Origin of the sequence: Bifidobacterium choloepi, from assembly GCF_010667615.1 — a bacterium.
GTDB classification, from domain to species: Bacteria; Actinomycetota; Actinomycetes; order Actinomycetales; family Bifidobacteriaceae; genus Bifidobacterium; species Bifidobacterium choloepi.
Genome location: NZ_VYSG01000001.1, coordinates 353,184 through 377,353 on the forward strand (window position 1 = coordinate 353,184; position 24,170 = coordinate 377,353).

Annotated in this window: 17 protein-coding genes and 1 tRNA gene; 5 read left to right on the top strand and 13 right to left on the bottom strand. The window is 68.0% G+C overall.

Going from position 1 to position 24,170, the window contains the following annotated elements; all coding sequences use genetic code 11:
- Window positions 1-59 precede the first annotated feature (59 nt).
- Entirely contained in the window at window positions 60-1,784 is a 1,725-nt protein-coding gene (locus F6S87_RS01480; protein ID WP_163226899.1) for a DUF5719 family protein, read from the bottom strand.
- A complete protein-coding gene (locus F6S87_RS01485; protein ID WP_163226900.1) occupies window positions 1,781-4,897 on the bottom strand; it encodes a glycosyltransferase family 2 protein in 3,117 nt (1,038 codons plus the stop codon). Before F6S87_RS01485 ends, F6S87_RS01480 begins: the two co-directional genes overlap by 4 nt.
- A 306-nt stretch (window positions 4,898-5,203) precedes the next feature.
- Here F6S87_RS01485 and F6S87_RS01490 point away from each other — a divergent pair, with 306 nt between their 5' ends.
- From F6S87_RS01490 to F6S87_RS01505, 4 genes are all read left to right on the top strand, one after another.
- Window positions 5,204-6,631, top strand: coding sequence for an LCP family protein (locus F6S87_RS01490; RefSeq protein ID WP_163226901.1), 1,428 nt, complete (start codon window positions 5,204-5,206; stop codon window positions 6,629-6,631).
- 268 nt (window positions 6,632-6,899) lie between these two features.
- On the top strand, window positions 6,900-8,258 hold the full coding sequence (locus F6S87_RS01495) for an LCP family protein (protein ID WP_407925106.1): 1,359 nt from the start codon (window positions 6,900-6,902) through the stop codon (window positions 8,256-8,258).
- 133 nt (window positions 8,259-8,391) lie between these two features.
- Window positions 8,392-10,173 (top strand): FtsK/SpoIIIE domain-containing protein, encoded by a 1,782-nt coding sequence (locus F6S87_RS01500; protein ID WP_163226903.1) that lies wholly within the window; start codon window positions 8,392-8,394, stop codon window positions 10,171-10,173.
- A 252-nt stretch (window positions 10,174-10,425) separates the two neighbouring features.
- Window positions 10,426-10,704, top strand: coding sequence for a WhiB family transcriptional regulator (locus F6S87_RS01505; RefSeq protein ID WP_163226904.1), 279 nt, complete (start codon window positions 10,426-10,428; stop codon window positions 10,702-10,704).
- A gap of 92 nt (window positions 10,705-10,796) precedes the next feature.
- Here F6S87_RS01505 and F6S87_RS01510 read toward each other — a convergent pair whose 3' ends face one another.
- From F6S87_RS01510 to F6S87_RS01560, 11 genes are all read right to left on the bottom strand, one after another.
- Window positions 10,797-12,275 carry a sensor histidine kinase gene (locus tag F6S87_RS01510; RefSeq protein WP_163226905.1) on the bottom strand — a complete coding sequence of 493 codons (1,479 nt, stop codon included), beginning with the start codon at window positions 12,273-12,275 and terminating at the stop codon, window positions 10,797-10,799.
- 62 nt (window positions 12,276-12,337) lie between these two features.
- Window positions 12,338-13,312: a PAQR family membrane homeostasis protein TrhA gene (gene trhA / locus F6S87_RS01515; protein WP_407925107.1), complete on the bottom strand. Its 975-nt coding sequence runs from the start codon at window positions 13,310-13,312 to the stop codon at window positions 12,338-12,340.
- A gap of 191 nt (window positions 13,313-13,503) precedes the next feature.
- Entirely contained in the window at window positions 13,504-13,989 is a 486-nt protein-coding gene (locus F6S87_RS01520; protein WP_163226906.1) for a GreA/GreB family elongation factor, read from the bottom strand.
- Between the two features lie 150 nt (window positions 13,990-14,139).
- On the bottom strand, window positions 14,140-14,547 hold the full coding sequence (locus tag F6S87_RS01525) for an FKBP-type peptidyl-prolyl cis-trans isomerase (RefSeq protein ID WP_163226907.1): 408 nt from the start codon (window positions 14,545-14,547) through the stop codon (window positions 14,140-14,142).
- A 121-nt stretch (window positions 14,548-14,668) separates the two neighbouring features.
- Window positions 14,669-15,238: a cadmium transporter gene (locus F6S87_RS01530; RefSeq protein ID WP_231129300.1), complete on the bottom strand. Its 570-nt coding sequence runs from the start codon at window positions 15,236-15,238 to the stop codon at window positions 14,669-14,671.
- Between the two features lie 62 nt (window positions 15,239-15,300).
- Window positions 15,301-15,380 (bottom strand) — tRNA-Leu (locus tag F6S87_RS01535).
- A gap of 23 nt (window positions 15,381-15,403) precedes the next feature.
- Window positions 15,404-16,423, bottom strand: a complete 1,020-nt coding sequence (locus F6S87_RS01540; RefSeq protein ID WP_163226908.1) for a Ppx/GppA phosphatase family protein — start codon at window positions 16,421-16,423, stop codon at window positions 15,404-15,406.
- Entirely contained in the window at window positions 16,416-17,024 is a 609-nt protein-coding gene (locus F6S87_RS01545) for a DUF501 domain-containing protein (RefSeq protein ID WP_163226909.1), read from the bottom strand. The genes F6S87_RS01540 and F6S87_RS01545 overlap by 8 nt, the downstream gene beginning before the upstream one ends.
- A gap of 70 nt (window positions 17,025-17,094) precedes the next feature.
- Window positions 17,095-17,634 carry an FtsB family cell division protein gene (locus F6S87_RS01550; RefSeq protein WP_163226910.1) on the bottom strand — a complete coding sequence of 180 codons (540 nt, stop codon included), beginning with the start codon at window positions 17,632-17,634 and terminating at the stop codon, window positions 17,095-17,097.
- Between the two features lie 150 nt (window positions 17,635-17,784).
- A complete protein-coding gene (gene eno, locus F6S87_RS01555; protein WP_163226911.1) occupies window positions 17,785-19,077 on the bottom strand; it encodes a phosphopyruvate hydratase in 1,293 nt (430 codons plus the stop codon).
- Between the two features lie 188 nt (window positions 19,078-19,265).
- Window positions 19,266-20,660: a glycoside hydrolase family 3 protein gene (locus F6S87_RS01560; protein ID WP_163226912.1), complete on the bottom strand. Its 1,395-nt coding sequence runs from the start codon at window positions 20,658-20,660 to the stop codon at window positions 19,266-19,268.
- A 165-nt stretch (window positions 20,661-20,825) separates the two neighbouring features.
- Between F6S87_RS01560 and F6S87_RS01565 the strand changes: the two genes are divergently transcribed.
- The gene (locus tag F6S87_RS01565) at window positions 20,826-24,059 is read left to right on the top strand and encodes a UPF0182 family membrane protein (RefSeq protein ID WP_163226913.1); all 3,234 of its coding nucleotides are present in this window, start codon (window positions 20,826-20,828) and stop codon (window positions 24,057-24,059) included.
- The last annotated feature ends 111 nt before the right edge of the window (window positions 24,060-24,170 follow it).

Sequence of the window (24,170 nt, forward strand, 5' to 3'; positions counted from 1 at the left end):
CCACCCCGTCATTGATGTCGCGAGCCCGGGCTTGAAGCCCGGGCTCGCGACATCAATGACTACTTCACGATCGTCGGGTCGTTGATCGCGTTCACCGTCGTCTTCGAGACGGTCAGCGGCGTCGAGGCGACATAGGCCAGCCCGGCGAGGCCGGCACCGGAGACGGACTTCGACGACAGGCCGAGGCCCCAGACGACCGTTGCCGGATTGTTGTTGTCGTCGTCGGCGGACGTCGTCGCGGACGAATCGTCGCCGCTGGCGTCCGTCGTGACGCGGACGGCGGCGACGTCGTCGCCGAGGTCGGAGACGGCGACGGACAGGCCGGATTCGTGGTCGATCGTCTCCGACTTCGCCGTGCCGAACGTGCCGTCGGCCTTGACCGGCTGCAGCGTCACCGTTGCCGCTTCGGACGTCGGGTTGACGAGGACGACGGAGGCCTGCGCGTCGGACGGCACGGCGACGGCCGATTCGCCGGCGGCGGCGCTGCCGGCCACGAGCGCGAAGTCGCGCTGGCCGCCGTCGCCGGACTTCGACACCTTCGCGAGGATCGAGAAATCGTCGCCGGTCGACGTGCCGGTCGACGCGTCCTCCGTCGTCGCGACGAGACCGGTCGTCCAGCCGGGCGCGTCGTCGAGCGTGACGACGGAGACCTTGCCGGCCGCCAGCTGGACCGTCTTCGCGGTTTCGGCGCCGGCGGTGCCGGTCCACTTGAGCGTCACGTCGGTGTCGACGTCGGCGTACAGGTACGTCGTCAGCGACTCGGAGGACGAATCGTACGATCCGAGCGGGATGGCCTGCACGGCCGCCGAGTCGCCGGTGGCCTTCGAGGCGAGCGGGACGGCGAAGTCCGAGCCGTTCGGCGTCAGGCCGTCCATCGCGATCGAGCGCACGACGGCGCCGACCGGCGTCACCGAGCTCGTCAGCTTGACGTAGAGGCCGGACTGGTCGCCGGCGGCGGCCGCGAGGTCGACGGTGGCCGACGAGGCGGCGGCGATCGCGATCGTCGAGTTCGTCGCCATCGCGACGTCGCCGTCGGGGCCGTGGATCTCGATGTCGACGGTCGTCGCGCGGTCGCCGGGGTTGGTGATGACGAGCTGCTCGGTCGTCGACGACGATGTTTCGGGCACGAGCAGCGTCTGCGTCAGCGCCGTCGTCGTACAGCCGGCGGCCGAGACGCCCTCGATGTCGCCGGTCGTCGCCCAGCTGAACAGCGTGCCGGCGGCGCCGGTGCCGTCGTCGGCGGTCAGGATGCGGGTGTCGAGGACGGTCGCTTCCTTCTGCGAGTCGGCAGAGGCGACGACGGCCGTGTCGTCGTCGGACGAGGACGATTCCTCCGTGTCCGACGTCGCCGTCGACGTCGTCGGACCGCTCAGGACCGTGGCGTTCGCGCCGTCGACGTCGGAGAGCGCCTCGACCTGCGCATGGAAGACGGAGCCGAGCGCGACGTAGCGGGTACGCGACGCGATGTCGCCGGTCGTCGCCTGGAATTCCGAGTCGCCGTACGAGCCGGTGTCGGCGAGGTTCATCTGCGCCGGGCAGTACTGCTCGATCTGCTTAGGGCTGGCGAGCTGCGAGACGGCGGCGCTCGACGTGGCCGAGTCGGCGGACGTCGTCGGCAGCAGCGTCAGCGCGGCGACGACGGCCGCCGCGACGACGGCGCCGACGATGCCGACCGTCGCCCGTCCGGCGCGGTGGCGACCCGAGCGCGCCATGTCCGGCGCGCCGTCATGATGTTCTTCGCCGGCGGTCACGAGATCGTGGTCATTGCGGTCGGTGCGGCTCATGCTTCCTCCCCCTCGTCGGACGTGCCGTCGATCGCGGCCGTCGGCGTGTGCCGGCGCGGAATGGCGACGACGATGTAGAGCGCCGTCACGATGACGAGGCACCACAGCCACGCCGCGCGCCACGGGCTCGACTGCGTGCGCATCTGCCAGCCGACGTCGATCTTCTGGTCGGCGTAGCTCGAGAGCGTCAGCCGGTAGTAGACGCCGTCGTCGTTGTCGACGACGGACTGCGTGCCGGTAGACGACGTGATGTTGGCAACGAGCTGGTCGGTCGCCTTCGACGAGATGTCGTCGCCGTTGCCGGCCACGACGTAGATGCCGCCGAAGCCGAGGTCGCTCAGGTCCTGGATGGCATCGGCGTCGGCGTTGGCGAGCAGCTTGCCGGCGATCGCGGCGAGCTCGTCGTTCTCGGTGTTCGTCTCGTTGCCGAACGCGATGCGCACGCGCTGGGCGGCCGACGAGTCGATCAGGTCGCCGCGGCCGGTGCGCATGACGGTGTAGGCGACGGTGTTGTTCGATTCGGCCGCCAGGGCGAGCACGCGGCGGTCGGGGTTCTGCGACAGGTACTGCTGGGCGACCATCGGCAGGCCGGAGCCCGAGACTCCGATGCCGTACAGCTCGGCGTTGGCGTAGCCGTTGCAGGCGCACAGGAACGTGACGGCGGCCAGCGCGACGGAGATGAGCAGGCGGCCGACTGCGGCGCCGTGGAACTTGCGGGCGCCGCGGTCCGTCAGCGGCGTGAACGCCTTGACGGCCGGGCCGGCCATCATGCACACGCAGCAGATCAGGCCGGCGAACGCGAGCGACAGGCCCGGCATCGTCGAGCCGGCGACCGAGCCGGTGCCGGACGCCGCGACGGCGACGGCGCCGGAGACCATCGCCAGCAGGATGCCGCAGACGATGACGGTCCACAGGATGTGCGAGGCGCGGAACAGCGACGGGCGCAACAGCGCGACGATCGCGACGACGGCGAGGACGGCGAGCAGCACGAGGATCAGCACGACGCGCACGGTGTCCGTCGACGTCCAGCCGGCGGCCAGCAGGTCGTCGCCGCCGGTGTCCATGCCGAACACGGCGGCGACGATCGCCGTCAGGTTGCGCACGGCCGGCGTGCCATCGACGGAGGCGAGCGGTACAGTGACGTCGCCGAACAGCTGGCGCCACATGCCGTCGCCGGCGTAGCGGATGGCGTTGACGATCGTCGGCGCCAGCGCGAACGCGGCCGGGAACGGAATGAGGACGAGCATCATGCGGTGACGGCGCACGAAGACGAGGAACGCGACGAAGATGACGACGAGCGCGAGCAGCAGCTGCGGTTCGGCGGCGACGACCGGCATGAACAGCAGCGCGGCGAGCGCGGCGGCCTGCACCGAGGCGCGCGGGTTGACCGGCTGTTCGGTGCGGTACATGCCAACGGCCTTGAACACGAACGCGAACGCGGCCGGCATGAAGACGAAGACGGTGAGCATCGCGACGTCGGCCTGCGCGAACATGCCGGTGCCGAGCGCGAGCGCGAACCAGGCGAGCGCGCCGAGCACGCGCACCGGGTTCGAGCGGGTGACGACGCCGGCGAGCGCCCAGAACGACAGGGTCATCGCCGGGGCGGCGAGGAAGAACAGCAGCGTGACGGCGAGCGCGACGTGGCCGCCGGTGACGGCGGAGACGACCATGAGGACGAGCAGCCATGGCGTCGGCGGCGCCGGGATGCCGGTGCCGGTCGTGCCGAAGACCCAAGGCGTGGTGGCGGAGGCGACGAGCTGGTCCCACGTGGCGCCGGTCGGCAGCAGCGTGTCCGAGTACAGCGAGACGTCGGCGGACCAGGCGGTGCGGAACAGTTGCCAGTAGACGGCGACGACGACGGCGAACGCGACGAGGGCGGCGAGCAGGGCGTAGGTCCAGCGGCGGATGCGCTGGCGGCGCAGGTGGGCGCGGGCGAGCGGGCTGAGCAGCACCTGCGTGCGCTGGTCCTCGTATTCGCGCGTGGCGGCCTTCCATGCGGCGATCTGGTGGTGGTCGGCGACGAGCTGGCCGATGTCGCGCCGCCCGACGCGGGTCTGCTGGCCCATGCGGTGGCGGGCGGTCAGCGCGCCGGGGATGTTGAACAGCGCGATCCACGGCATGCACAGCATGCACCAGCCGCGGTAGGGCATCTTGCGGAACAGCTGGCGGACGGCGTCGCACAGGCAGACGACGAGCCGCAGGATCCAGGCGAGCGGCCACCAGCCGGCGGCGAAGTCGGTGTAGAAGTATTTCTGGCTGGCGGCGAGCACCGGCATCGACGTGTCGATGGCGTCGGCGTCGTCGAGCGGCTTGCCGTCGGCGGTGCGCACGCCCTCGTAGCGGGCGCGGCGGTGGGCGATCCTCGCGGACGGCACGACGACGACGCGCTTGCCGTTGAGGCACAGGCGCCGGCAGAAGTCGGCCGATTCGCGGTAGGTGGTGAACCACGGGTTGACGCCGTGGACGCTGGCGAGCGTGTGGTCGGGGATCAGCGCGCCGGCGAGCGAGACGGCGTAGACGTCCTGGCGGCCATCGTACTGCTGCTGGTCGGGTTCGCCGTCGACGACGAGCGTGCGCAGGCCGTGGCGGTAGGCGTAGGCGCCGACGTTGTGCAGGTGCTCGCCTTCCCAGTCGAGCTGCTTGGCGCCGAGGACCGCCGCGGTCGGCGTGTTGTTCCATGCGTCCAGCAACGATTCGAGGCAGTGGTCGTCGGCGGGGCGCGAATCGTCGTGCAGCAGCCACAGCGTGCGGCTCGACGTGTCCACCTGGGCGTTGCGGACGGCCTTCGCGACGGCGTCGCCGAACGAGCGGGCCTGCGCGACCTTGACGATCTGGACCGAGAGGCTGGCCGGCGCGGCGCCCGCGCAGGCGACGTCGACGACGGTGCGCACCGACTGGAGCGTCTGGCCCGAGCAGTCGGCGATGACGACGGTGCCGGGCAGCACGGTCTGGGACAGGATAGCCCGCAGCGTGGCGGGCAGGTAGCGCATGTCCTGCTCGACGGTGACGACGGCGGTCACTTTCTCCTCGACCCGTTGCGCCCGGGCGTATGGTTCGACCGCCAACGTTTCGCCGACGAGCCGCTGGATCTCGCTGCTCCCTGTCAAATTCATAGTGCCCAGTGTACGCACGCGCGCGGATGCCCTGTCAACATGTTCCTCGTCTTGCCTCCTTCCATCCTGCTGCCGTGCCCGTCACGGGAACCGTTGCGGATCATCCGTTCCGGCGGGGCCAACGTGCGCATTCAGTGGCGGTTCAGGCAAGCTGGTGGTTGTGTTCAGCCGGTCGTCATATAATCTGTACCGTTCACGCATCTCCGATGGCCGCACGGGCGCTCAGGAGACGGCATAGAGGACGCGCACCGACGGACCGGACGGCGACGCGACAGAAGACGTTGACGAAGTAGGAAAGGCGAACTCTTGGCCTCTCACAGGAATTCAGGCGAATCCAATCCGAATCTCGGTGGCACCCACAAGAATCCTCCGCGCCACACGGCCAGCTACCGTGTCCATCATCGCATGCTGACGGTCATCGCCTGCATTGTCATCGCGGTCCTCGCGTTCGCCGGCACGGCGGCCGCGGCCGTCTGGATCAATCTCGACTCGGCCGTCAAGTCGACGAAGGTCGACTATGTCAGCCAGGGCGACGGCGACAGCGAGGAGGTCGTCGATCCGAACGCCGGCGAGACGATCTCGTTCGTCATCATCGGACAGGACACCCGCGACGGCGCGTCCGGCTCGATCACCGGCGACGCCGACGAGAACTCCGACCTGCATTCGGCGGACACGACGATGGTCGCGCAGATCTCCGCGGACCGCTCCTACATCAACCTCGTCTCGATCCCGCGCGACTCGATCGTCAGCGTGCCGAGCTGCCAGACGACGAACGGCACGGTGCCGGCGCAGTACAACGTGATGTTCAACTCGATCTTCGCGCGCGCCTATTCGGTCGGCGGCAACCTGGCGTCGGCCGCGACGTGCACCGTCGAGGCCGTCAACTCGCTGACCGGCATGGACATCAAGAACTTCATCGTCGTCGACTTCGCCGGCCTGTCCAGCATGGTCGACGCGCTCGGCGGCGTCGACATCTGCCTGCCGACCGACATCGAGGACTCGAACACGAACCTCGACCTCAAGGCTGGCCTCAACCACATGGACGGCGTGACGGCCACGCAGTACGCCCGCATGCGCCACGGCACGAACACCGACGGCACCGACATCATGCGCACGACGAGGCAGCAGTACCTGATCAAGACCATCCTGAGAGAGGCGATCTCGAAGAACCTGTTCACGCAAAGCGCCCAGCTCTACCAGCTCGCCCTCGCCGCGATCAAGTCGCTCAACATCTCCTCCGGCCTGGCCGATACCAGCACGCTCGTCGGCCTGGCGATGAGCCTCGTCAACCTCGACACGTCGCACATCTACACGCAGACGGTGCCGGTCACGACGTGGTCGCAGGACGCCAACCGCGTCGTCTGGGCCGACAGTGCCGACGAGGTCTGGGAGAAGATGGTCAAGGGCGAGCCGCTGTTCGACACCGCGACGTCGGTGACGGCGGACGAATCGTCCCCGTCGGCCAGCTCGTCCGCCTCCGCGAGCGAGTCGGCGTCGGCGTCGGCATCGTCGTCGGCTTCCTCGTCCGGCGATGCCGACTCGAAGAAGGACGAGGGCACCTACGACGCGAACACCGGCCTGATCGTCGAGTCCGACGGCACGCTGATCGATCCGAACACCGGCGGCATGGTCGAGGCCGACACCGGTTCGATCATCGACCTCGACACCTACCAGTACATCGGCATCGCCGACAAGTACATCAACTACAAGTTCTGCGGCATCACCGAAAACTGAGCCGCCGACACAGGCCAATGCGTTGCGCGGGACCGTCAAGGGGTGCGGTCCGGCGCAACGCATTGGCGTATCCGACCGCATTGCATTCACCCTCCAAGGCACGAGTTCCATGACGCAGCACGACAATCCACCAAGCTTCGCTCCGAAACCGCACCGGCATCACGGGTCGTCGGCATCGTCGGGGTCCTCCGCGGCGAACGGCGCGGCCGGATCGTCGGGTGCTTCGCACGCGTCGGCCGGCGGCGCCGGCAACGCCGGCGGCGACGCGATGCCGGCCTCGTTCGCGCCGCGCCGCAACCGTTCGCCGCGACAGTCGTCGTCGGCGCACCCTGATGCCGCGCAGTCGGCGGCACAGTCGCCGCGCGCCGCGCAGGGCCGGACGGCCGGCAACGTCGCGCGCGAACAGGCGCCGGCCGGCATGGCGGGGGAATCCGGCCAGGGCGCGCAGTCCGACGTGCCGCCGAGCTTCTCGCCGAACGGCCACGCGCACGAATCGCGCGCGCCGCGCAGCTCGCAGGGCTCGACGAACCGGCAGTCGTCGGCATACCCGACGGGCGGACGCACGCCGGACAGTCACGGCGGCCGGTCCGGCGGATCGCGGCGCCCGTCGATGCCGTCGCTGCCGTCCCGTGGCGGCCGCTCCGCCGCCGCGCAGCGCGCCGGCAGCCGCGCCGACCGGCGCCACCGTGCGCGCACGGTCGTCGTCTCCGTCCTCCTCGTCATCGTCGTCGTGCTCGGCATCGCGTTCGCCGGCCTGTACGGCTGGGTCAACTCGAACCTCAACAAGCAGGAATGGCTCACGTCGATGGCCGACAACTCGAAGGCGACGACGTGGCTGATCCTCGGTTCCGACGAGCGCGACGGCACGACCGGCGACGACGGCACGACCGGCGCCCGCACCGACACGATCCTCGTGCTCACGAAGCCGAAGTCCGGCGCCGCGTCGCTCGTCTCGATCCCCCGCGACTCGCTCGTGCAGGTCGACGGCTACTACATGAAGATCAACGCCGTCCTCGGCGACTACGGCAACCAGGCGATGGTCGGCGAGATCGAAGACATCACCGGCTACAAGATCGACCATGTCGCCGAGCTGTCGTTCGGCGGCCTCGTCAAGGTCGTCGACGCGCTCGGCGGCGTCGAGCTGTGCTACGACGACGATGTCAACGACGAGAAGTCCGGCATGGTCTGGACGGCCGGCTGCCACGTCGCCGACGGCACGACGGCGCTGGCGTTCTCCCGCATGCGCTACTCCGATCCGAACGGCGACTTCGGCCGCGCCGAGCGCCAGCGGCAGGTCATCGGCGCCATCGCGAAGAAGGCCGCGTCCGCCTCGACCTTGCTCAACTTCGGCAAGGACAAGGCCGTCGCCGAGGCTGTCCTCGGTGCGCTGACCGTCGACGAGAAGACGACGCCGTTCACGCTCGTGCAGATGCTGCTCGCGTTCAAGAGCGCCTCCGGCAACGACGGCATCACCGGCTCGGTCTACTGGAGCGACCCCGACTACTACGTCGACGGCGTCGGCTCGTCGGTCCTGCTCGACGACGCCCAGAACACCGAGCTGTTCAAGGAGCTCAACGAGGGCACGCACGCCGCCGGCACCGTCGGCACGCTCGCCGACGAGAGCTGACGAATCGTCGCCGCCATGACAGGAAGTCATTGGTGGCGACGATTCGCGCGGGCCGGTGTGGACACGAAGGCATTCGTCCACACCGGCCCGTTTCGTTTTTCCGCGATGGTGGCGGCATGGTACCGCTGGAGGCATGGAGAGGAATTCGACGGCGACCACGCGGCGCGACGGACGCCGGCGCGACGACGGCTCCCGCATGCGCTGGCTGGCGACGGCGGCGATGGCCGCGCCGGCGCTGGCGCAGGCCGTCATGCTCGTAGCACTGCTCGCGCAGGGCCAGTGGCTGTTCGCGACGATGGTCGGCGCCGGCTGTCTCGGTTGCGTCGCCACGCTCGTCGTCTCGCTGGGCAACCGGCGGCGTGGCGCCGGCGCCAGCCCGTTCTCCGCCACGCCGCTCCCCCACGGCACGACGAACGACACGGCCAGTGCCGACGTCGCCGGTTCCGGCGCGCCCGGCGACACCCGCACGCCGGCCGTCGCCGGACTCGTGTTGCCGGCGATGCCGCTGGCGACGGCGCTTGGCGTGGCCTCCGACGCGGCACCGTGGCGCACCGTCGCGCGCCGGTGGCTGACGGCCGACGTGCGCCGCTCGCTCGCCGTCGTCGTCGGCACCGGCCACCGGTCCGTCCCGTTCACGCTCGACCTGCTGCGCTCCGGGCCGCATGCGATCGTCGCCGGCACGACCGGGTCGGGCAAGTCGGTGCTGCTGCAGACCTGGTGCGTGGCGATGGCCGCGGCGTTTCCGCCGTGGCGGCTGCAGTTCCTGCTGCTCGACTTCAAGGGCGGCTCGGCGCTCGACCGGCTCGTCGGCCTGCCGCACGTGCGCGGCTGCGTCTCCGACCTCGACCTCAAGCACGCCGTGCGCGCGCTCGAGGCGATCGAACGCGAGCTCAAGCGCCGCGAACGGCTCGCCGCGGCAGCCGGCGTCGCCGACATCGCGCAGCTGCCGGCCGCGGCGATGCCGCCGCGGCTCGTCGTCATCGTCGACGAATTCCACGCGCTGAGCGGGCAGCTGCCCGACTACGTCGACCGGCTCGTGCGCGTCGCGTCGCTCGGCCGGTCGCTCGGCATGCACGTCGTCGCCTGCACGCAGCATCCGCTCGGCCAGATCAGTCCGGCGATGAAGGCGAACATGGCGCTGCGGCTGTGCCTGCGCGTGCAGGACCCGATGCAGTCGCGCGACATGCTCGACGTGCCGGACGCCGCGAGGATCGCCACCGGCGCGCCGGGCACCGCACTGTGCTCGGACGGCGACGGCGCGCCGGTCCCGATGAGGGCCGCATGCGCGCCATCGGCGGCCGAACTCGAAAGAATCGTCCGGCATGTCGGCCTGGCGGCGAAGTTTCACGGCCATGACGCCGAGCCGCCGCTGTTCACGGCGCCGCTGCCGGCGACGGTGACGTGGACGGCGCCGGTGCCGCTGGGCGTCGCGTCTCCCGGCTCGGCCGTGCTTGGCGTGGCCGACACCGGCGTCTCGCTCGAACCGGCCACCGTCGATTGCCTGTCCGGCAATTTCGCGATTGTCGGCCGGCTCGGCAGCGGGCGGACGACGGCACTGGCAACGCTGCACCGGCAGCTCGGATCGTCGCCGTGCCGCTTCTTCGACGACGCCGACCGGCTGCTCGACCCGCTCGCCGACGACGCCGGGGCGAGGGAGTTCCGCCGTCTACTCGCCGATCCGGCGACGCCCGTCGTGTTCACGCTCGCCGGCAGCCGCCACCTGCGCATTCCCGACCACTGCACGAACCGGCTCGTCTTTCCGTGCGGCGAGCGCGCCGCCGACCTCGCCGACGGCGTGCCGGCACCGCTGCTCGCGTCGCTGTCGCCGCGTGACTACGGGACGCCGGGGCGCGGCGTGCTGCTGACGCCGGGTACCGCCGTGCTCGTGCAGTGCGTGAGGGACGGGCCAGCATAGCAAATCGGATCCAACACCCTTTTTTCCTTGGAATTTTCTTCACAAACTCTTGAAATTCGTCGGTTTTCCTTTTAGCATTGAATTCCGTACAGTAAACGGGACGAATACTTCCGGACTGTCCGTCTGGCATGATTCCACGGTTCAACCCCCGTGAAATCAGGGTTCTGGCCGGCGGCAGCATCAGGGTGACGGCCGGAGCCGGAGGCCGCGGAAACTCGCCTTCGCGAACATCTACGCAGAAAAGGACACAACATGAGCAGTGCATTTGATTGGCGTGCCAAGGCCGCTTGCCGCGACAAGGACCCCGAGCTGTTCTTCCCCGTCGGCAACACCGGCGCGGCGTTCCAGCAGATCGAGGAAGCCAAGGCCGTCTGCAAGAACTGCGAAGTCGTCGCCGCCTGCCTGAAGTGCGCGCTGGACACCAATCAGGACTACGGTGTCTGGGGCGGCCTGAGCGAGGAGGAGCGTCGCGCGCTCAAGCGCCGCACGATGCGCGCCCGTCGCTCGCAGTCGATGCAGATGCAGATCTGATTCGTGAAACTGCATGAAGAAAGGCTCCCCGAGGGGAGCCTTTCTTCATTGCCGTACCATGATGCGCCGGACCATGCCGGGCGCTGGCGGTCCTAGGCGGCGCGCAGCGTCATGTCGAGGACGACGCGGGTGCCGCCGGAGCGGCCCGGTTCCCAGCGGACCGTGCCGCCGAAGTCGTTCTTGACGAACGTGTTGATGATCTGCGTGCCGAGGCCCGAGCCGGACGAGCGGGCCATGCCGTTGTGTTCCTCGTGCTCGATGCCGTTGCCGTCGTCCTCGACGACGACGTTGAGGCTCTTGCCGCAGCGGCCGACCGAGACGGTGATGTGGCCTTCCTTGCGGCCCTCGTAGCCGTGCTCCACGCAGTTCGTGATGAGCTCGGTGAGCACGAGCGACAGCGGCGTGGCGTCCTGCGCCGGCATCATGCCGAACTTGCCGATGTAGTCGATCGTGATGTTCTGGTCCTCCATCGAGCCGAGGTCGAGCGCCATGCGCAGCAGGTTCGAGATGACCTTGTCGAAGTCGACGATCTCGTCGGCGGTCTGGCTCAGGCCCTCGTGGACCATCGCGATCGTCTGGACGCGGCGCTGGGCCTCGGCGAGTTCCTTCTTGACTTCCTCGGACTTCGTCTTGCGGGCCTGCAGGCGCAGCAGCGCCGAGACGGCCTGGAGGTTGTTCTTGACGCGGTGATGGATCTCGGAGATCGTCGCGTCCTTCGTCTGCAGCTCGACTTCGCGGCGGCGCAGCTCGGTGATGTCGCGGCACAGCACGATCGCGCCGGTGCGGCCGTCGGCGTCCATCAGCGGCAGTGACCGCATCGAGACGACGGAGCGGTTGGCGTCGAGTTCGGAGTCGACGGGCGCCTTGCCGGTGAGCACGAGCGGCAGCGTCTCGGGAACCGGATCGTTCTCGTGCAGCAGCGACGTGCCGACTTCGGACAGGTACTGTCCCTCCATCGAACCGGTCAGGCCCAGGCGCCTGAAGCAGCTGATCGCGTTCGGCGACGCGTAGTCGACGATGCCGTCGAACGTCACCATGATGAAGCCGTCGGAAACGCGGGCGATGTGCCGCTGGTTCATGATCGTGTCGCGGTACGGGAACTGGCCGCGCGGAATCATCTCGAACAGGCGCTTGCCGGCCTCGATCGATTCCTTCTCGTAGCGGCCGTTCGATTCGCGCGTGGCCATGTTCGTCTCGCGCACGACGAGGCCGAGCGTCTTGCCGTCGCGGCGAATCGGCGCGTAGACGTTGCAGACCATCGACTTGCCGACCGGGCGCAGCGACGACGAACGGAAGATCGTCGCGGACTTCATCGCCTCGTGCAGTTCCTCGAGGTGCTCGTCGGGCACCGTCAGTCCGACGACATCGTCGGGCCGCAGCGACATCACCGTCGACGGACGGCACTGCTCGGCGACGACGAACGATCCGTCCCCGTTCTGCAGGATCAGCATGAGGTCGGCGAAGCTCAGGTCGGCGATCACCTGCCAGTCGGCGACGAGATGGTGCAGCCATTCGCGGTCGGCGTCGTCAAAATCCGGCCGGGTGGCAAGTATCTGGGAAAAATCAGCCATGCCAACATCATACGTCCAACCGCCACGACGCCCCCGTCCCGCGGCGTCGCCGCCTGCGCCGGTCAGCCCAGTTGCGCGAGGTGGACGATGACCATGTAGATCGCAACCATGTGGCAGGCGTAGCCGGCGACGGTGCCGAGATGGAAGATCTCGTGGAAGCCGAAGACCTTCGGCCACGGATCCGGCTTGCGCAGCGCGTAGACGATCGCGCCGAGGATATAGCACAGGCCGCCGGCGCAGATCAGGACGACGACGGCCGGACCGGCGGCCGGCGAGACCCAGAACAGGCCCATGAACGCCACGCCGGAGACGCCGAAGACGATGTAGACGACGGTGAACAGGAATCGCGGCGCGTTGATCCAGACGACGTGGATGAGCAGGGCGATGGCCGTGCAGCTCCACATGCCGATGATGATCGCGTTGCGCCAGAACGGGTCGAGCGCGAACGCGACCGGCGTGTACGTGCCAGCGATGAGCAGGAAGATGTTGACGTGGTCGATGCGGCGCAGCACGTCGGTGACGCGCGGCGACCAGTCGCCGAGGTGGTAGGCGGCCGAGTTCGTGAACAGCACGAGCGAGGCGGTCATGAACACGGCGCACGCCCACTTGAGGCCGGTGCCGTGGGCGATGCAGATGAGCACGATGCCGCCGGCCAGCGCCAGCGGCGCCGTGATCGCGTGAAACCAGCCGCGCATCAGCGGCTTCTCGCGACCGTGGACGTCGAGGCGGATCTTGCGCTCGACTTCCTTCGGGGCGATGCCCTCGATCTTGCAGGCCTTCGCCTCGCCCCTAGCGATCTTCTTCTTGGCCTTCATGTCGGCCTTGGCGCGGATGTTCTCGGCCTTCGTCTCGGCCTTGAGGCGGACACGGTCGGCCTTCGCCTGCAACGCGGCCTCGCGCGCCTCGATGACGGCGGCGCGCCGGGCGGCGATTTCCTCGTCGGTGCGCTTCGGCAGCGTCGGCAGGTTCGCCGTCAGCGAATGCCGGTCGTCCTGCCGGGCGTCGGTCCGGTCCTCGTCTTTCGTCATGGTCGCCATGCTCATCCCTGTCACCTCGCGGAACAACGAACGGAAAATGGACAGTCACGTTGGTTACGCAACCGTAAGTTACTCTATCGTAAGGTATGTCCATGTCAAGTCGGCGGCGTTTGGCTCGGCGAATCCGGGGAGAACGCAAAAAGCTCCCCGAAAGGGAGCTTCGCATGGTTCTCAATATCGCGGACGACAGGTCACTGCAGCGGCTTGGCTTCCTTGATCGTCACCTTCATCGTGCGGCCGGTCGGGGTGGCGTACTCGACGACGTCGCCCTCCCTGGCACCCATGATGGCCGCGCCGATCGGCGATTCGGGGCTGATGACGTCGTAGTCGGTGGCGACGGCGATGTCGCGCGAGCCGAGCACGTAGACCATCTCGTTGCCGGCGAGGTCGAGCGTGACGAGCGAGCCGTTGCCGACGGTGCCGGCGGCCGGCGCCTCGAGGATCTTCGTGTTGCGCAGCTTGACGATGAGCTCGTTGATGCGGCCCTCGTTCTTGCCCTGCTCCTCGCGGGCGGCCTGGTAGCCGCCATTCTCGGACAGGTCGCCTTCGGCGCGGGCGGCCGCGATGCGCTCGGTGATCTCGTCGCGGTATTCGCCCTCGCGCCAGGCCAGCTCTTCCTTCAGCTTGTCATAGGCATCCTGCGTCAGCAGGATGGTCTTCTCTTCAACCTCTGCCATGGTGGGTTCCTCCTGGGATTGTGTTCGCGGATACGAACGTCATGCACGATTCTTCCCCCTCGCCGTCGTGGCGCGGAAATCGTGCCGAATATAAAAACCACTGCACCGGCCGATCGAGGCGGTGCAGTGTCGACATGGAATGCGGTGCGGTCAGCGGGTCGAGACGATGTCGATGACGAAGACGATCGTGTCGTCACCACCGATGCCGGCCTGCGGGGCGCCGTGGGAGCCGTAGCCGTACTGCGGCGGAATGGAGACGAGCAGGCGCGAGCCGACGTTGTGGCCCGGAACCGTCTGGTCCCAGCCGCGGATGACCTGGCCGACGCCGATCTGGAAGCTGGCCGGCTGGTGGCGGGCGAAGCTCGAGTCGAACGGCTCGGTCTTGCCCCAGACGACGCCTTCGTAGTTGACGGTCACGGTATCTCCGCGACGGACCATCGGGCCGTCGCCCTCGACGAGCTCGACGACCTTGAGGCCCTTCGGGGCCTCGGCTTCCGGAAACTCGATGACCGGAGCCGCTCCGAATTCCGGCTGCACGACGGGCATACCCTGCGACATGCCGTCCTCCTTACCTTCCGCGGCGCCGTGCTGCGGCGCCGATGCACAAGTACACAACGGAACACAAGGATAGCACCGCCGCCGACTAGCCGGCCCGCGACATGCCCAATTCCCGGCTCGCCTACAGCCGGAACAGGACGACGGCGCCGGCGATGGCGAGGAGGATCGTGACGGCGAGGACGATGGCGACGGCGACGCGGTGATGCGCCAGGCGTTCGCCGAGCGTGGCGGCGCAGAAGAAGGCGGCGAGGCCGAGCACGGCCCCGTTGACGGCGGCCGGGACCGTCGAGCCGGACGCGACGGCGAGTCCGGCGGACGAGAGGATCGAGCCCATGATCGACAGCACGACCCACGTCGTCCAGACACCGAAGCCGACGGCGCCGACGACGGCGTAGACGAGCGGCTGCACCTTGCGCTTCATCCGGTAGGCGAACGATTCGCAACACCACAGCAGCGCGAAGCCGACGATGTAGCTGAACGCGACGGCGAGCAGGCAGGCGAGCAGCCACCAGGAGCCGAGATAGAAGGCGCCGCCGGACATCGAGACGTAGATCGGCGAGCAGATCAGTTCGCCGAGACAGAGCACGGCGGCCACGAGGACGGCCTGCACGCCCATGAGCGGCAGCGGCTTGCGCTCGGCGGGGTCGGTCGGCTGGGAACGCTTGGAAATCCGGGCATTGCGTGAAGTCATGTCCACCAGTCTATCTGGATTTGCAAAGGACATGTTTCCGACAAAAGAACACGAGATGACAGTGCCCCCGGCGGGACTCGAACCCGCACGCACGAGGCGGCCGATTTTAAGTCGGATGCGTCTACCATTCCGCCACGGGGGCACAGTGTTCCATTATGTCGCAAGTCACGACAGCAAGTCGCGGCCAAGCTTCAGGCAAATGCCGTCCAGCAGGCCGTGCTCGCTGGCGACGTAGCTGTCGAGGCGCTGGCCGTGGTCGTCGAACGCGGCCTGCCCGACGCGGTCGAGCACGCGGTTCCAGACCACGCACCCGCCGCCGACGACATCGACGCGGCCCGGATGGATCGTCCTGTACGTCGCGCGTTCGGCGCGCGACATGTTGAGGAACCTGTCGTCAACCTCGAACGCCTTCTCGAAGCCGATGCGCACGCCGTCGACCTTCGTGTGGTCGTAGTGGTCGAGACCCATCGCCAGCGCCGTCATCGTCGTCACGGAGCCGGAGACGCCGATGATCGTCCTCGTCCGGCCGATCGGCACCGTCGTCGCGGCCTCGGCGATGTGGGCGTCGACGTCGTCGCAGGCCGCGGCGATCTCGTCGGCGGTCGGCGGATCGTGCCTGAGGTGACGCTCGGTCATCCTGACCGAGCCGACGTTCATCGAGTAGGCCGCGACGACGTCGGTGGCCGGTACGTCATTGCCGTCGCCGCCGAGCACGAGCTCGGTCGAGCCGCCGCCGAGGTCGACGACGAGGTACGGCGGCTCGAGGCCGGCCTCCCCCGCGCCGCCGGCGACCATCGACGTGGCGGCCAGGAAGCTCAGCGCGGCCTCCTCGGTGCCGGGAATGACTTCGGGACGCACGCCGAGGATCGACTCGACGGTGTCCTCGAACTCGTCGCGGTTCGAGGCGTCGCGCGTGGCCGACGTCGCGACGAACCGCAGCTGCTCGACCGGATGGGCGGCGAGGATGCCGGCGAACTCGCGGACGGCGGCGTAGGTGCGTTCGAGGGCGTCGTCGGCGAAGCGGTGCATCTTGTCGACGTCCTGGCCGAGCCGCACGACGCGCAGCACGCGCGGCACGACGTCCTCCATCGTGCCGTCGTCGAAGACGCGCGCGACCTTGAGGCGGATGGAATTGGTGCCGCAGTCGATGCCTCCGACGACGACGGAACGGCGCTGTTCACTCATTCGGTTCCTCCTCGAGCGTGACGGTGCAGCGGCAGACGGCGGGGTCGAATTCGCCGCTGGCCTTGATGCGTGCGAGCACGTCGTCGCCGATGGGGTTGACGCCCTCGCCCATGACGAGCGTCTGGCCGAGGATGGCGTGCAGGCACTTGACGCGCGTCGGCAGGCCGCCGGCCGAGATGCCGGCGATGTGTTCCTCGGAGTCGCCGAGCCGCTGTGCCAGTTCGTGGCGGAATGCCAGGTACCATTCGTGGGCGCGTTCGTAGGCGGCGCGGAAATCGGCGTCGTCGGCGAGGCGGTCCGTGTACTCCTTCATCGCGCCGTTCGCCTCGAGGTGCGAGACGGCCTTGACGGCCTCGGGGCTCGTCAGGTAGCAGGTCGTCGGGAACGGCGTGCCGTCCTCGAGCTGCGGCCGCGTGATCGTGACGAGCGGCCTGCCACAGGCGCAGCGCGCGCCGACGGCGACCATGCCGCGCGGGTAGCGGCCAAGCTGCCTGCCGACGAGCGCGATGTCGTCGTCGCTCGCCGGCACGGCGAGAATCGCGTCCAGCAGGGCGCTGGCCTGCCGCTGGATATCGGGATCGAACTGCGGCTCCTGGGCCATCGTTACCTTCCTTCTGGATTGTTGGGAAATGCCTGCGTCATGACAAGAGACGGCACGGTTCGCCGGCCGCTCACTGCGACGAGTCGGAACTGTCCGTCACCGACGGCGACGCGGACGACGACGGCGACGAGGTCGCCGACGACGATGACGAATCCGACGAATCCGAGGATGTCGACGCCGGCTCCTTGTCGGCCTCGCGCATCGAGTACGCCAGTTCGTTGTACCACGGCAGCGTCGTCTCGGACGACGAGGACGACGAATCGTCGCCGGTCGTGCCCTCGCCGGTCACGGCTTCGGGATGTTCGACGTTGACGAGCGTCTCCCCCTCGAAGACGAAGCCGAGCCGCTCGCGCGCCTGGGCGACGACGTAGGCCTGGTCGTTCCAGCGGGAAATGTCGTTCTCGAGTTCCTGCTTCTGGGCCGTCAGCGACGCCTCTTCCTTCTTGAGGGCGTTGAGGTCGGCGAGGTCGAGCGCGTACGTGTGGAACGTCGAGATCAGCTGGATGGCGCCGAGCGCGACGATGAACAGCGCCACGAAGAAGGCGATCGGCCCGGCACTGGCGCTCCGCTGGCGCTCCGACTTCTTGTTCGCTCGGTTCCGCTGACTCATAGACAACGAAAATACCCGCCGCTTTCGACTTGCGAAAGCGACGGGCGAAACCGTCATCGCGGGGCGGCCGGCCGGGTGGGTACCGTCCGGTCAGGCCGGACTTGTCTCCGGCATTCCGGACGATTCACACGCCGTCGGCGCGCCACCTGATCACATGTACTGCTTGCAGGCCTTGAAGGCGCTGTAGCCGGCGTACTTCGCGGTGGAGCCGAGCTCCTCCTCGATCTCGAGCAGGCGGTTGTACTTGGCGATGCGCTCGCCGCGGGCCGGGGCGCCGGTCTTGATCTGGCCGGTGTTCTTGGCGACGGCGAGGTCGGAGATCGTCGTGTCCGGGGTCTCGCCGGAACGGTGGGAGACCATGGAGGTGAAGCCGTTCTTCGTGGCCAGCTCGATGGCGTCGAGGGTCTCGGAGACGGTGCCGATCTGGTTGAGCTTGACGAGCAGCGAGTTGCCGGCACCCATGTTGATGCCCTTGGCCAGGCGGACCGGGTTGGTGACGAACAGGTCGTCGCCGACGAACTGCAGGCGGTCGCCGAGGGCCTTGGTGATCTTGGCCCAGTCTTCCCAGCCTTCTTCCTGGAACGGATCCTCGATGGAGACGATCGGGAACTCGTCGACGAGCTTCTCGTAGAAGTCGAGCATGTAGGCCGAGTCGCGGTCCTCGCCGTCGAAGTGGTACTTGCCGGTCTCCTTGTTGTAGAACTCGGAGGAGGCGACGTCGAGGGCGATGCCGATCTGCTTGCCCGGCTCGTAGCCGGCGGCGGAGATGGCGTCCATGATGTACTTCAGGGAGTCCTCGTTGGTCTTCATCTTCGGGGCGAAGCCGCCCTCGTCGCCGAGGCCGGTGGCCAGGCCCTGCTTCTTCAGGACGTTCTTCAGCGTGTGGTAGACCTCGACGCCGGCCTGCAGGGCCTCGGAGTAGGTCTCGAAGCCGTACGGGGAGATCATGTACTCCTGGATGTCGGTGGCGAAGTCGGCGTGGGCGCCACCGTTCATGATGTTCATGTTCGGGACCGGCAGGACGTGGCCGTTGGTGCCGCCGATGTAGCGGTACAGCGGCAGCTCGGCCGACTGGGCGGCGGCGTACATGGCGGCCAGGGAGACGCCGAGGATGGCGTTGGCGCCGAGGCGGCCCTTGTTCGGGGTGCCGTCGAGGTCGATCATGAGCTGGTCGATGGCGCGCTGGTCGGTGGCATCCATGCCGATGACCTTCGGAGCGATCTCGTCGTTGACGGCCTTCACCGCATTGAGGACACCCTTGCCCTGGTAGACGGACTTGTCGCCATCGCGGCGCTCCCAGGCTTCGGCCTCGCCGGTGGAGGCACCGGACGGAACCAGGCCCAGGCCGCGGGCGCCGTCTTCGGTGTCCAGCACCACTTCGACGGTCGGGTTGCCACGGGAATCAAGGATCTGGCGTGCGTAAACGCTTTCAATAGCAGCCACAACTACTCCTTTATGTTAGGTTGTGATGACAAGGCCCAAGCGTAGTGCCTCAATTGGACGACAGGCAAGCGGCCTTCGGCAGAATCGAGCGGCGTTCCGTGAGCGGTAACGGAAGGCTTCTCCCCCGTTCCGCGGGCACGATTCCCCCGTTCCGTGCCGGCGCCGTCACCCCGTCGGATGGCCATCGGTCACTGGTTCTTCTGGTCGAGGTTCATCTGGTACTTGAGCGTGAGCACGCGCGTGGCCGCCGCCTTGACCTGAGCGGCGAAGTCGGTGCTTTGCGACGCCTCCTCCACCATGCCGTCGAGGATGTCCTCGGTCAGCGAGCGGTCGTTGATGCAGATCAGGTCGCCGCCGGCCTGGACGAACAGCACGCCGAGCTGGGACGAATCGTAGCCGGAGACAGCCGACGCCGACAGCGAATCCGAGATGACGACGCCGTCGTAGCCGATCTGCTTGCGCAGGATGTCCTGGATGATATAGGACGAGAAGCAGGCCGGATGGTCGGGGTCGAGGTTCGTGTAGGTGGCCAGCGACATCATGACCATGTCGGGGTCGCCGTCCTGGATGGCCTTCTTGAACGCGTCCATCTGGATCGAGTCGACCGACGTGACGGTGTCGACGGTGGCGTCGCCGGACGTGAAGTCGGTGTTGCCCGTCACGGCGCCCAGGCCCGGGAAGTGCTTGACGGCCGTGCCGACCGACGCGGCGGCCATGCCCTGGATGAACGCGACGGCGTGCTCGGCGTTGCCGTCGGCGTCGAGGCCGAAGTCGCGGTCGAGCGCGCCGATCGGCGCGTTCGAGGCGCGGTCGATGACGACGGTGTCCACGCTCGGCGCCAGGTCGATGTTGACGCCGGCCGTGGCGAGCTGGCCACCCCACTGCTGGGCGTATTCGCGCAGCTCCCCGACCGACATCTGGCCCTGCTCGTAGGCGCTCGGGATCGTCGAGAAGCCGGCACCCTTCAGATGCTGGACCTGGCCGCCTTCCTGGTCGACGGCGATGAACAGCGGAATCTGGCCGGAGCCGGTGGCGTAGGACTGCAGCGCCGCCGTCGCCTGCTTGACGCCGGCCGTGCCGCTCGTCCAGTTGCCCATCAGCAGCACCGAGCCGACCTTGCTGTCCTTGACGTAGCCCTCGACGGCCGACGGGTCCTCGCCATAGCTCAGCGGCATCATGACGAGCTGGGCGCATTGTTCCTCGACGGTCATCCCGTCGACGGCCTGTTCGGCGAGGCCGGCGGCCGTCGTCGGCGAGGCCGTCGCCTCCTTGCCGTTCTTGTCGTCCTTGTCCGGCGACGTCTGCCGCTCGATGTCCTGCGACAGCTCGGCGGCCGAATCCCTGACCTTCGCCGCCTGCGCCCGCAGCCACGTGCGGCCGCCGAAGAACCAGACGCCGACGACGAGCGCCACGGCGACGACGACGGTCGTGGCGACGAACAGCGCCGTGCGCAGCGGCGAGCGCGGCCGGTCCGTCGCGTGGCGGACGGCCGTGCCGGAACCGGGATGCCGGGCCTTCCGGGCGTCTTCGTCGTGGGAATCGTGATGGCCGGCGTTGCCGGATCCGGGATGCTGTGCAGTCATGGGGCCCATTGTCGCACATCGCGGTGGCCGGGACGTCGTGTTCAGCCGTCGTCCGCACGGGCTTCGCGTTGGCGTTTCGTGGCGCCGGGAGCCGGTTGGTGGGGAAAGTGTGGGACTTTGCCGCCTTGCGGGACGCTGGAGGTTTGCTTCGCGTAGTCTGGGAAAATGCATATTTTTGACGCTTTCGGGGCCTCGTCTCATGGCTCCGGCAACGATTCGCGCGACGACGAGCCGATCGTCGTCGACATCGAGACGGACGGCGAGCGTCCGTCCGGTGGCCGCTCCGGTTCCGGCAATGCCGGTGGTTCGGGCCATCCCCCGCACAACCGTCCACGCCTGACGCGCGACGGACGTCATCCGAAGCGCCCGCACGGCCATCACGACCGCGGCTGGAAGATCCTCATCGGCGTCGTCCTCGCCCTCGTCGTCATCGTCGGCCTGTTCTTCGGCATGGCCCGTTTCGTCACCGACGTCATGTGGTACGACCAGCTCGGCTTTTCGAGCGTCATCTGGACACAGCTGGGCACGCGCGTGGGCCTGTGGGTGGCGTACGCGCTGCTGATGGTCGCGATCACGACGCTGAGCGCGAATCTGGCCATCCATGCCCGTCCCGATTTCGCCGACGGCTCGACGATCCGCGTCAACGGCGACACGATCGAGATCGGCAAGTCGGTCAGCTCGAGGAAGGCCCGCGGCATCGCGATTGTCTGCTCGCTGGTCGTCGGCGCGATCTTCGGCTCGCAGTTCAACATCAACTGGACCGAGCTGCTGCTCATGTTCAACTACCGGTCGTTCGGTTCCGCCGACCCGCAGTTCGGCATCGACATCGGCTTCTACGTCTTCGTCCTGCCGGGACTGAAGCTCGTGATGTCGGCCGTCACGATCCTGCTTGTCATGGCGCTCGTCTTCTCGGTCGGCACGAACATCGCGATGAGCGGCATCCGCTTCGCGATGCCGGCCCGCGGCCGCTCGATCTTCGCGATGACGGCGAACGCTCGCCGCCAGGTCGCCGTCTGGTTCATGCTGACGATGATCGCCGTCGCCGCGAACATGGCGCTCGGCGTCTTCGACACGCTGACCGAGGAGGGCGACCGCATCACCGGCGCCACGTACACGACGGTCCACGCGACGATTCCGGCGACGTTCATCGTCTCCGGCCTGCTCGTCGTGCTTGGCGTCCTCGTCGGCGTGTGGCTGATGACGGCGAAGTCGCTGTCGGTCGGCGGCGCGGCCACGCAGTTCACGAACGTGAAGTCGGCGCTGAGGGAATGGCGCGTGCCGGCCATCGCGGTCGCGTCGTTCATTGTCGTCTCGCTGGCGTTGACGACGCTGTATCCGGCTTTGCTGAGCCGCTTCGTCGTCACGCCGAACGCCCAGGAGAAGGAGTCGGCGTATATCCAGCGCAACATCGACGCCACCCGCGCGGCGTTCGGGCTCGACGGCGTCGTCACGGAGGAATACGACGCGACGACGAAGGCCGAGTCGGGCGCGCTGTCGCAGGAAACCGAGACGACGGCGCAGATCCGCCTGCTCGACCCGCAGATCGTCTCTCCGACGTTCAAGCAGCTGCAGCAGATGAAGCAGTACTACACGTTCGCCGACACGCTCGCCGTCGACAAGTACGACATCGACGGTGTCTCGCAGGACACCGTCATCGCGGCCCGCGAGCTCGACCTGTCCGGCAACGACAACCGCAACTGGGTCAACGACCACACCGTCTACACGCACGGCTACGGCGTCGTCGCCGCCTACGGCAACAAGGTGACCAGCGACGGCCAGCCGGAGTTCTTCGAGTACGGCATCCCGACGCAGGGCTACCTGACCGAGACGCAGCACTACGAGCCGCGCATCTACTTCTCCCCCGAGGCTCCCGAATACTCGATCGTCGGTGCGCCGGAAGGCACGACGGGCTGGGAGTTCGACTACCCGACCGGTTCCGAGGGTGCGACGACGACGTTCACTGGCGACGGCGGCCCGTCGCTCGGCAACATCTTCTCCCGCCTGCTGTACGCCATCCGCTTCGGTTCCGACCAGATCCTGTTCTCGGACCGCGTGACGAGCGAATCGCAGATCCTCTACGACCGCTCGCCGAAGGAGCGCGTCGCGAAGGTCGCGCCGTACCTGACGCTTGACGGCCGCGTGTACCCGGCCGTTGTTGACGGACGCGTCAAGTGGATCATCGACGGCTACACGACGAGCGACATGTATCCGTACGCGCAGACGACCGACCTGTCGAGCGTGACCGAGGACTCGACGACGGTCTCGTCGTCGACGGTCAGCTCGCTGGGTTCCGGCTCCGTCAACTACATGCGCAATTCGGTCAAGGCGACCGTCGACGCGTATGACGGCTCGGTCGACCTGTATGTCTGGGATACCGACGATCCGCTCATCCAGGCGTGGTCGAGCATCTTCCCCGGCCAGTACCACTCGATCGACGAGATGTCCGGCGACCTGATGAGCCACATGCGCTATCCGGAGGGCATCTTCAAGGTCCAGCGCTCGCTGCTCGCCGACTATCACGTCACGAGCGCCAGCCAGTTCTTCTCCGGCGAGGACTTCTGGCAGGTGCCGACCGACCCGACCGAGTCGTCGGCCGACCAGAAGAAGGACATCCTGCAGCCGCCGTACTACCTGACCCTGCAGACCGGCGGCGCCGACGAGCCGGTGTTCTCGCTGACGTCGACGTACATTCCGGCCGGCTCCTCGACGCGCGAGATCCTGACCGGCTTCCTGTCGGTCGACTCGGACGCCGGGTCGACGGACGGCGTCGTCGGGCCGAACTACGGCACGCTGAGACTCCAGGAGCTGCCAAAGGACACGAACGTGCCCGGCCCCGGCCAGGTGCAGAACAACTTCAACGCGAACGCCGACGTCTCGAAGGAACTCAACCTGCTGCAGTCGGGCTCGACGGAAGTCATCCGCGGCAACCTGCTGACATTGCCGCTCGGCGGCGGACTGGTCTACGTCGAGCCGGTGTACGTGCAGTCGTCCGGATCGACGAGTTATCCGCTGCTCAAGAAGGTGCTCGTCGCGTTCGGCGACCAGGTCGGCTTCGCCGGCACGCTCGACGAGGCGCTCAATCAGGTCTTCGGCGGCGACTCCGGCGCCGAGGCCGGCGACGCCGGCAACGGCTCCGGTTCCGCGACGTCGTCGGGTTCGTCCGGCTCGTCGGGCTCCGGCGACGATTCGTCCGGCTCCGGCTCGTCGGGCGAGTCGTCCGGCTCCGCGTCGAACGATTCGTCCGTCTCCGCCGACCTCAAGGCGGCGCTGTCCGATGCCTCCCAGGCGATGAAGGACGCCGACACCGCGATGAAGAACGGCGACTGGACCGCCTACGGTGAAGCCCAGAAGCAGCTCGAGGAAGCCCTGAACAAGGCCCTCGAACTCGAGAACGAATAAAAATCCCCCCTTGAGGGAGCCCGCTCCCTCTTCAGGGGGAGTCGCCGAGCGGCGAAGCCGCGAAGCGGTGGCCGGCGAGCGCGCAGCGCGAGCCGGCCACGACCATGACCG

Excerpts from the sequence above, each read along its gene's own strand:
- F6S87_RS01480 (WP_163226899.1), bottom strand. The coding sequence starts at position 1,784 with ATGAGCCGCACCGACCGCAATGACCACGATCTCGTGACCGCCGGCGAA.
- F6S87_RS01500 (WP_163226903.1), top strand. The coding sequence starts at position 8,392 with ATGGAGAGGAATTCGACGGCGACCACGCGGCGCGACGGACGCCGGCGC.
- trhA (WP_407925107.1), bottom strand. The coding sequence starts at position 13,312 with ATGGCGACCATGACGAAAGACGAGGACCGGACCGACGCCCGGCAGGAC.
- F6S87_RS01495 (WP_407925106.1), top strand. The coding sequence starts at position 6,900 with ATGCCGGCCTCGTTCGCGCCGCGCCGCAACCGTTCGCCGCGACAGTCG.
- F6S87_RS01545 (WP_163226909.1), bottom strand. The coding sequence starts at position 17,024 with ATGGCCCAGGAGCCGCAGTTCGATCCCGATATCCAGCGGCAGGCCAGC.
- F6S87_RS01550 (WP_163226910.1), bottom strand. The coding sequence starts at position 17,634 with ATGAGTCAGCGGAACCGAGCGAACAAGAAGTCGGAGCGCCAGCGGAGC.
- F6S87_RS01485 (WP_163226900.1), bottom strand. The coding sequence starts at position 4,897 with ATGAATTTGACAGGGAGCAGCGAGATCCAGCGGCTCGTCGGCGAAACG.
- F6S87_RS01520 (WP_163226906.1), bottom strand. The coding sequence starts at position 13,989 with ATGGCAGAGGTTGAAGAGAAGACCATCCTGCTGACGCAGGATGCCTAT.
- F6S87_RS01530 (WP_231129300.1), bottom strand. The coding sequence starts at position 15,238 with ATGACTTCACGCAATGCCCGGATTTCCAAGCGTTCCCAGCCGACCGAC.
- F6S87_RS01560 (WP_163226912.1), bottom strand. The coding sequence starts at position 20,660 with ATGACTGCACAGCATCCCGGATCCGGCAACGCCGGCCATCACGATTCC.
- F6S87_RS01525 (WP_163226907.1), bottom strand. The coding sequence starts at position 14,547 with ATGTCGCAGGGTATGCCCGTCGTGCAGCCGGAATTCGGAGCGGCTCCG.
- F6S87_RS01505 (WP_163226904.1), top strand. The coding sequence starts at position 10,426 with ATGAGCAGTGCATTTGATTGGCGTGCCAAGGCCGCTTGCCGCGACAAG.
- F6S87_RS01565 (WP_163226913.1), top strand. The coding sequence starts at position 20,826 with ATGCATATTTTTGACGCTTTCGGGGCCTCGTCTCATGGCTCCGGCAAC.
- F6S87_RS01510 (WP_163226905.1), bottom strand. The coding sequence starts at position 12,275 with ATGGCTGATTTTTCCCAGATACTTGCCACCCGGCCGGATTTTGACGAC.
- F6S87_RS01540 (WP_163226908.1), bottom strand. The coding sequence starts at position 16,423 with ATGAGTGAACAGCGCCGTTCCGTCGTCGTCGGAGGCATCGACTGCGGC.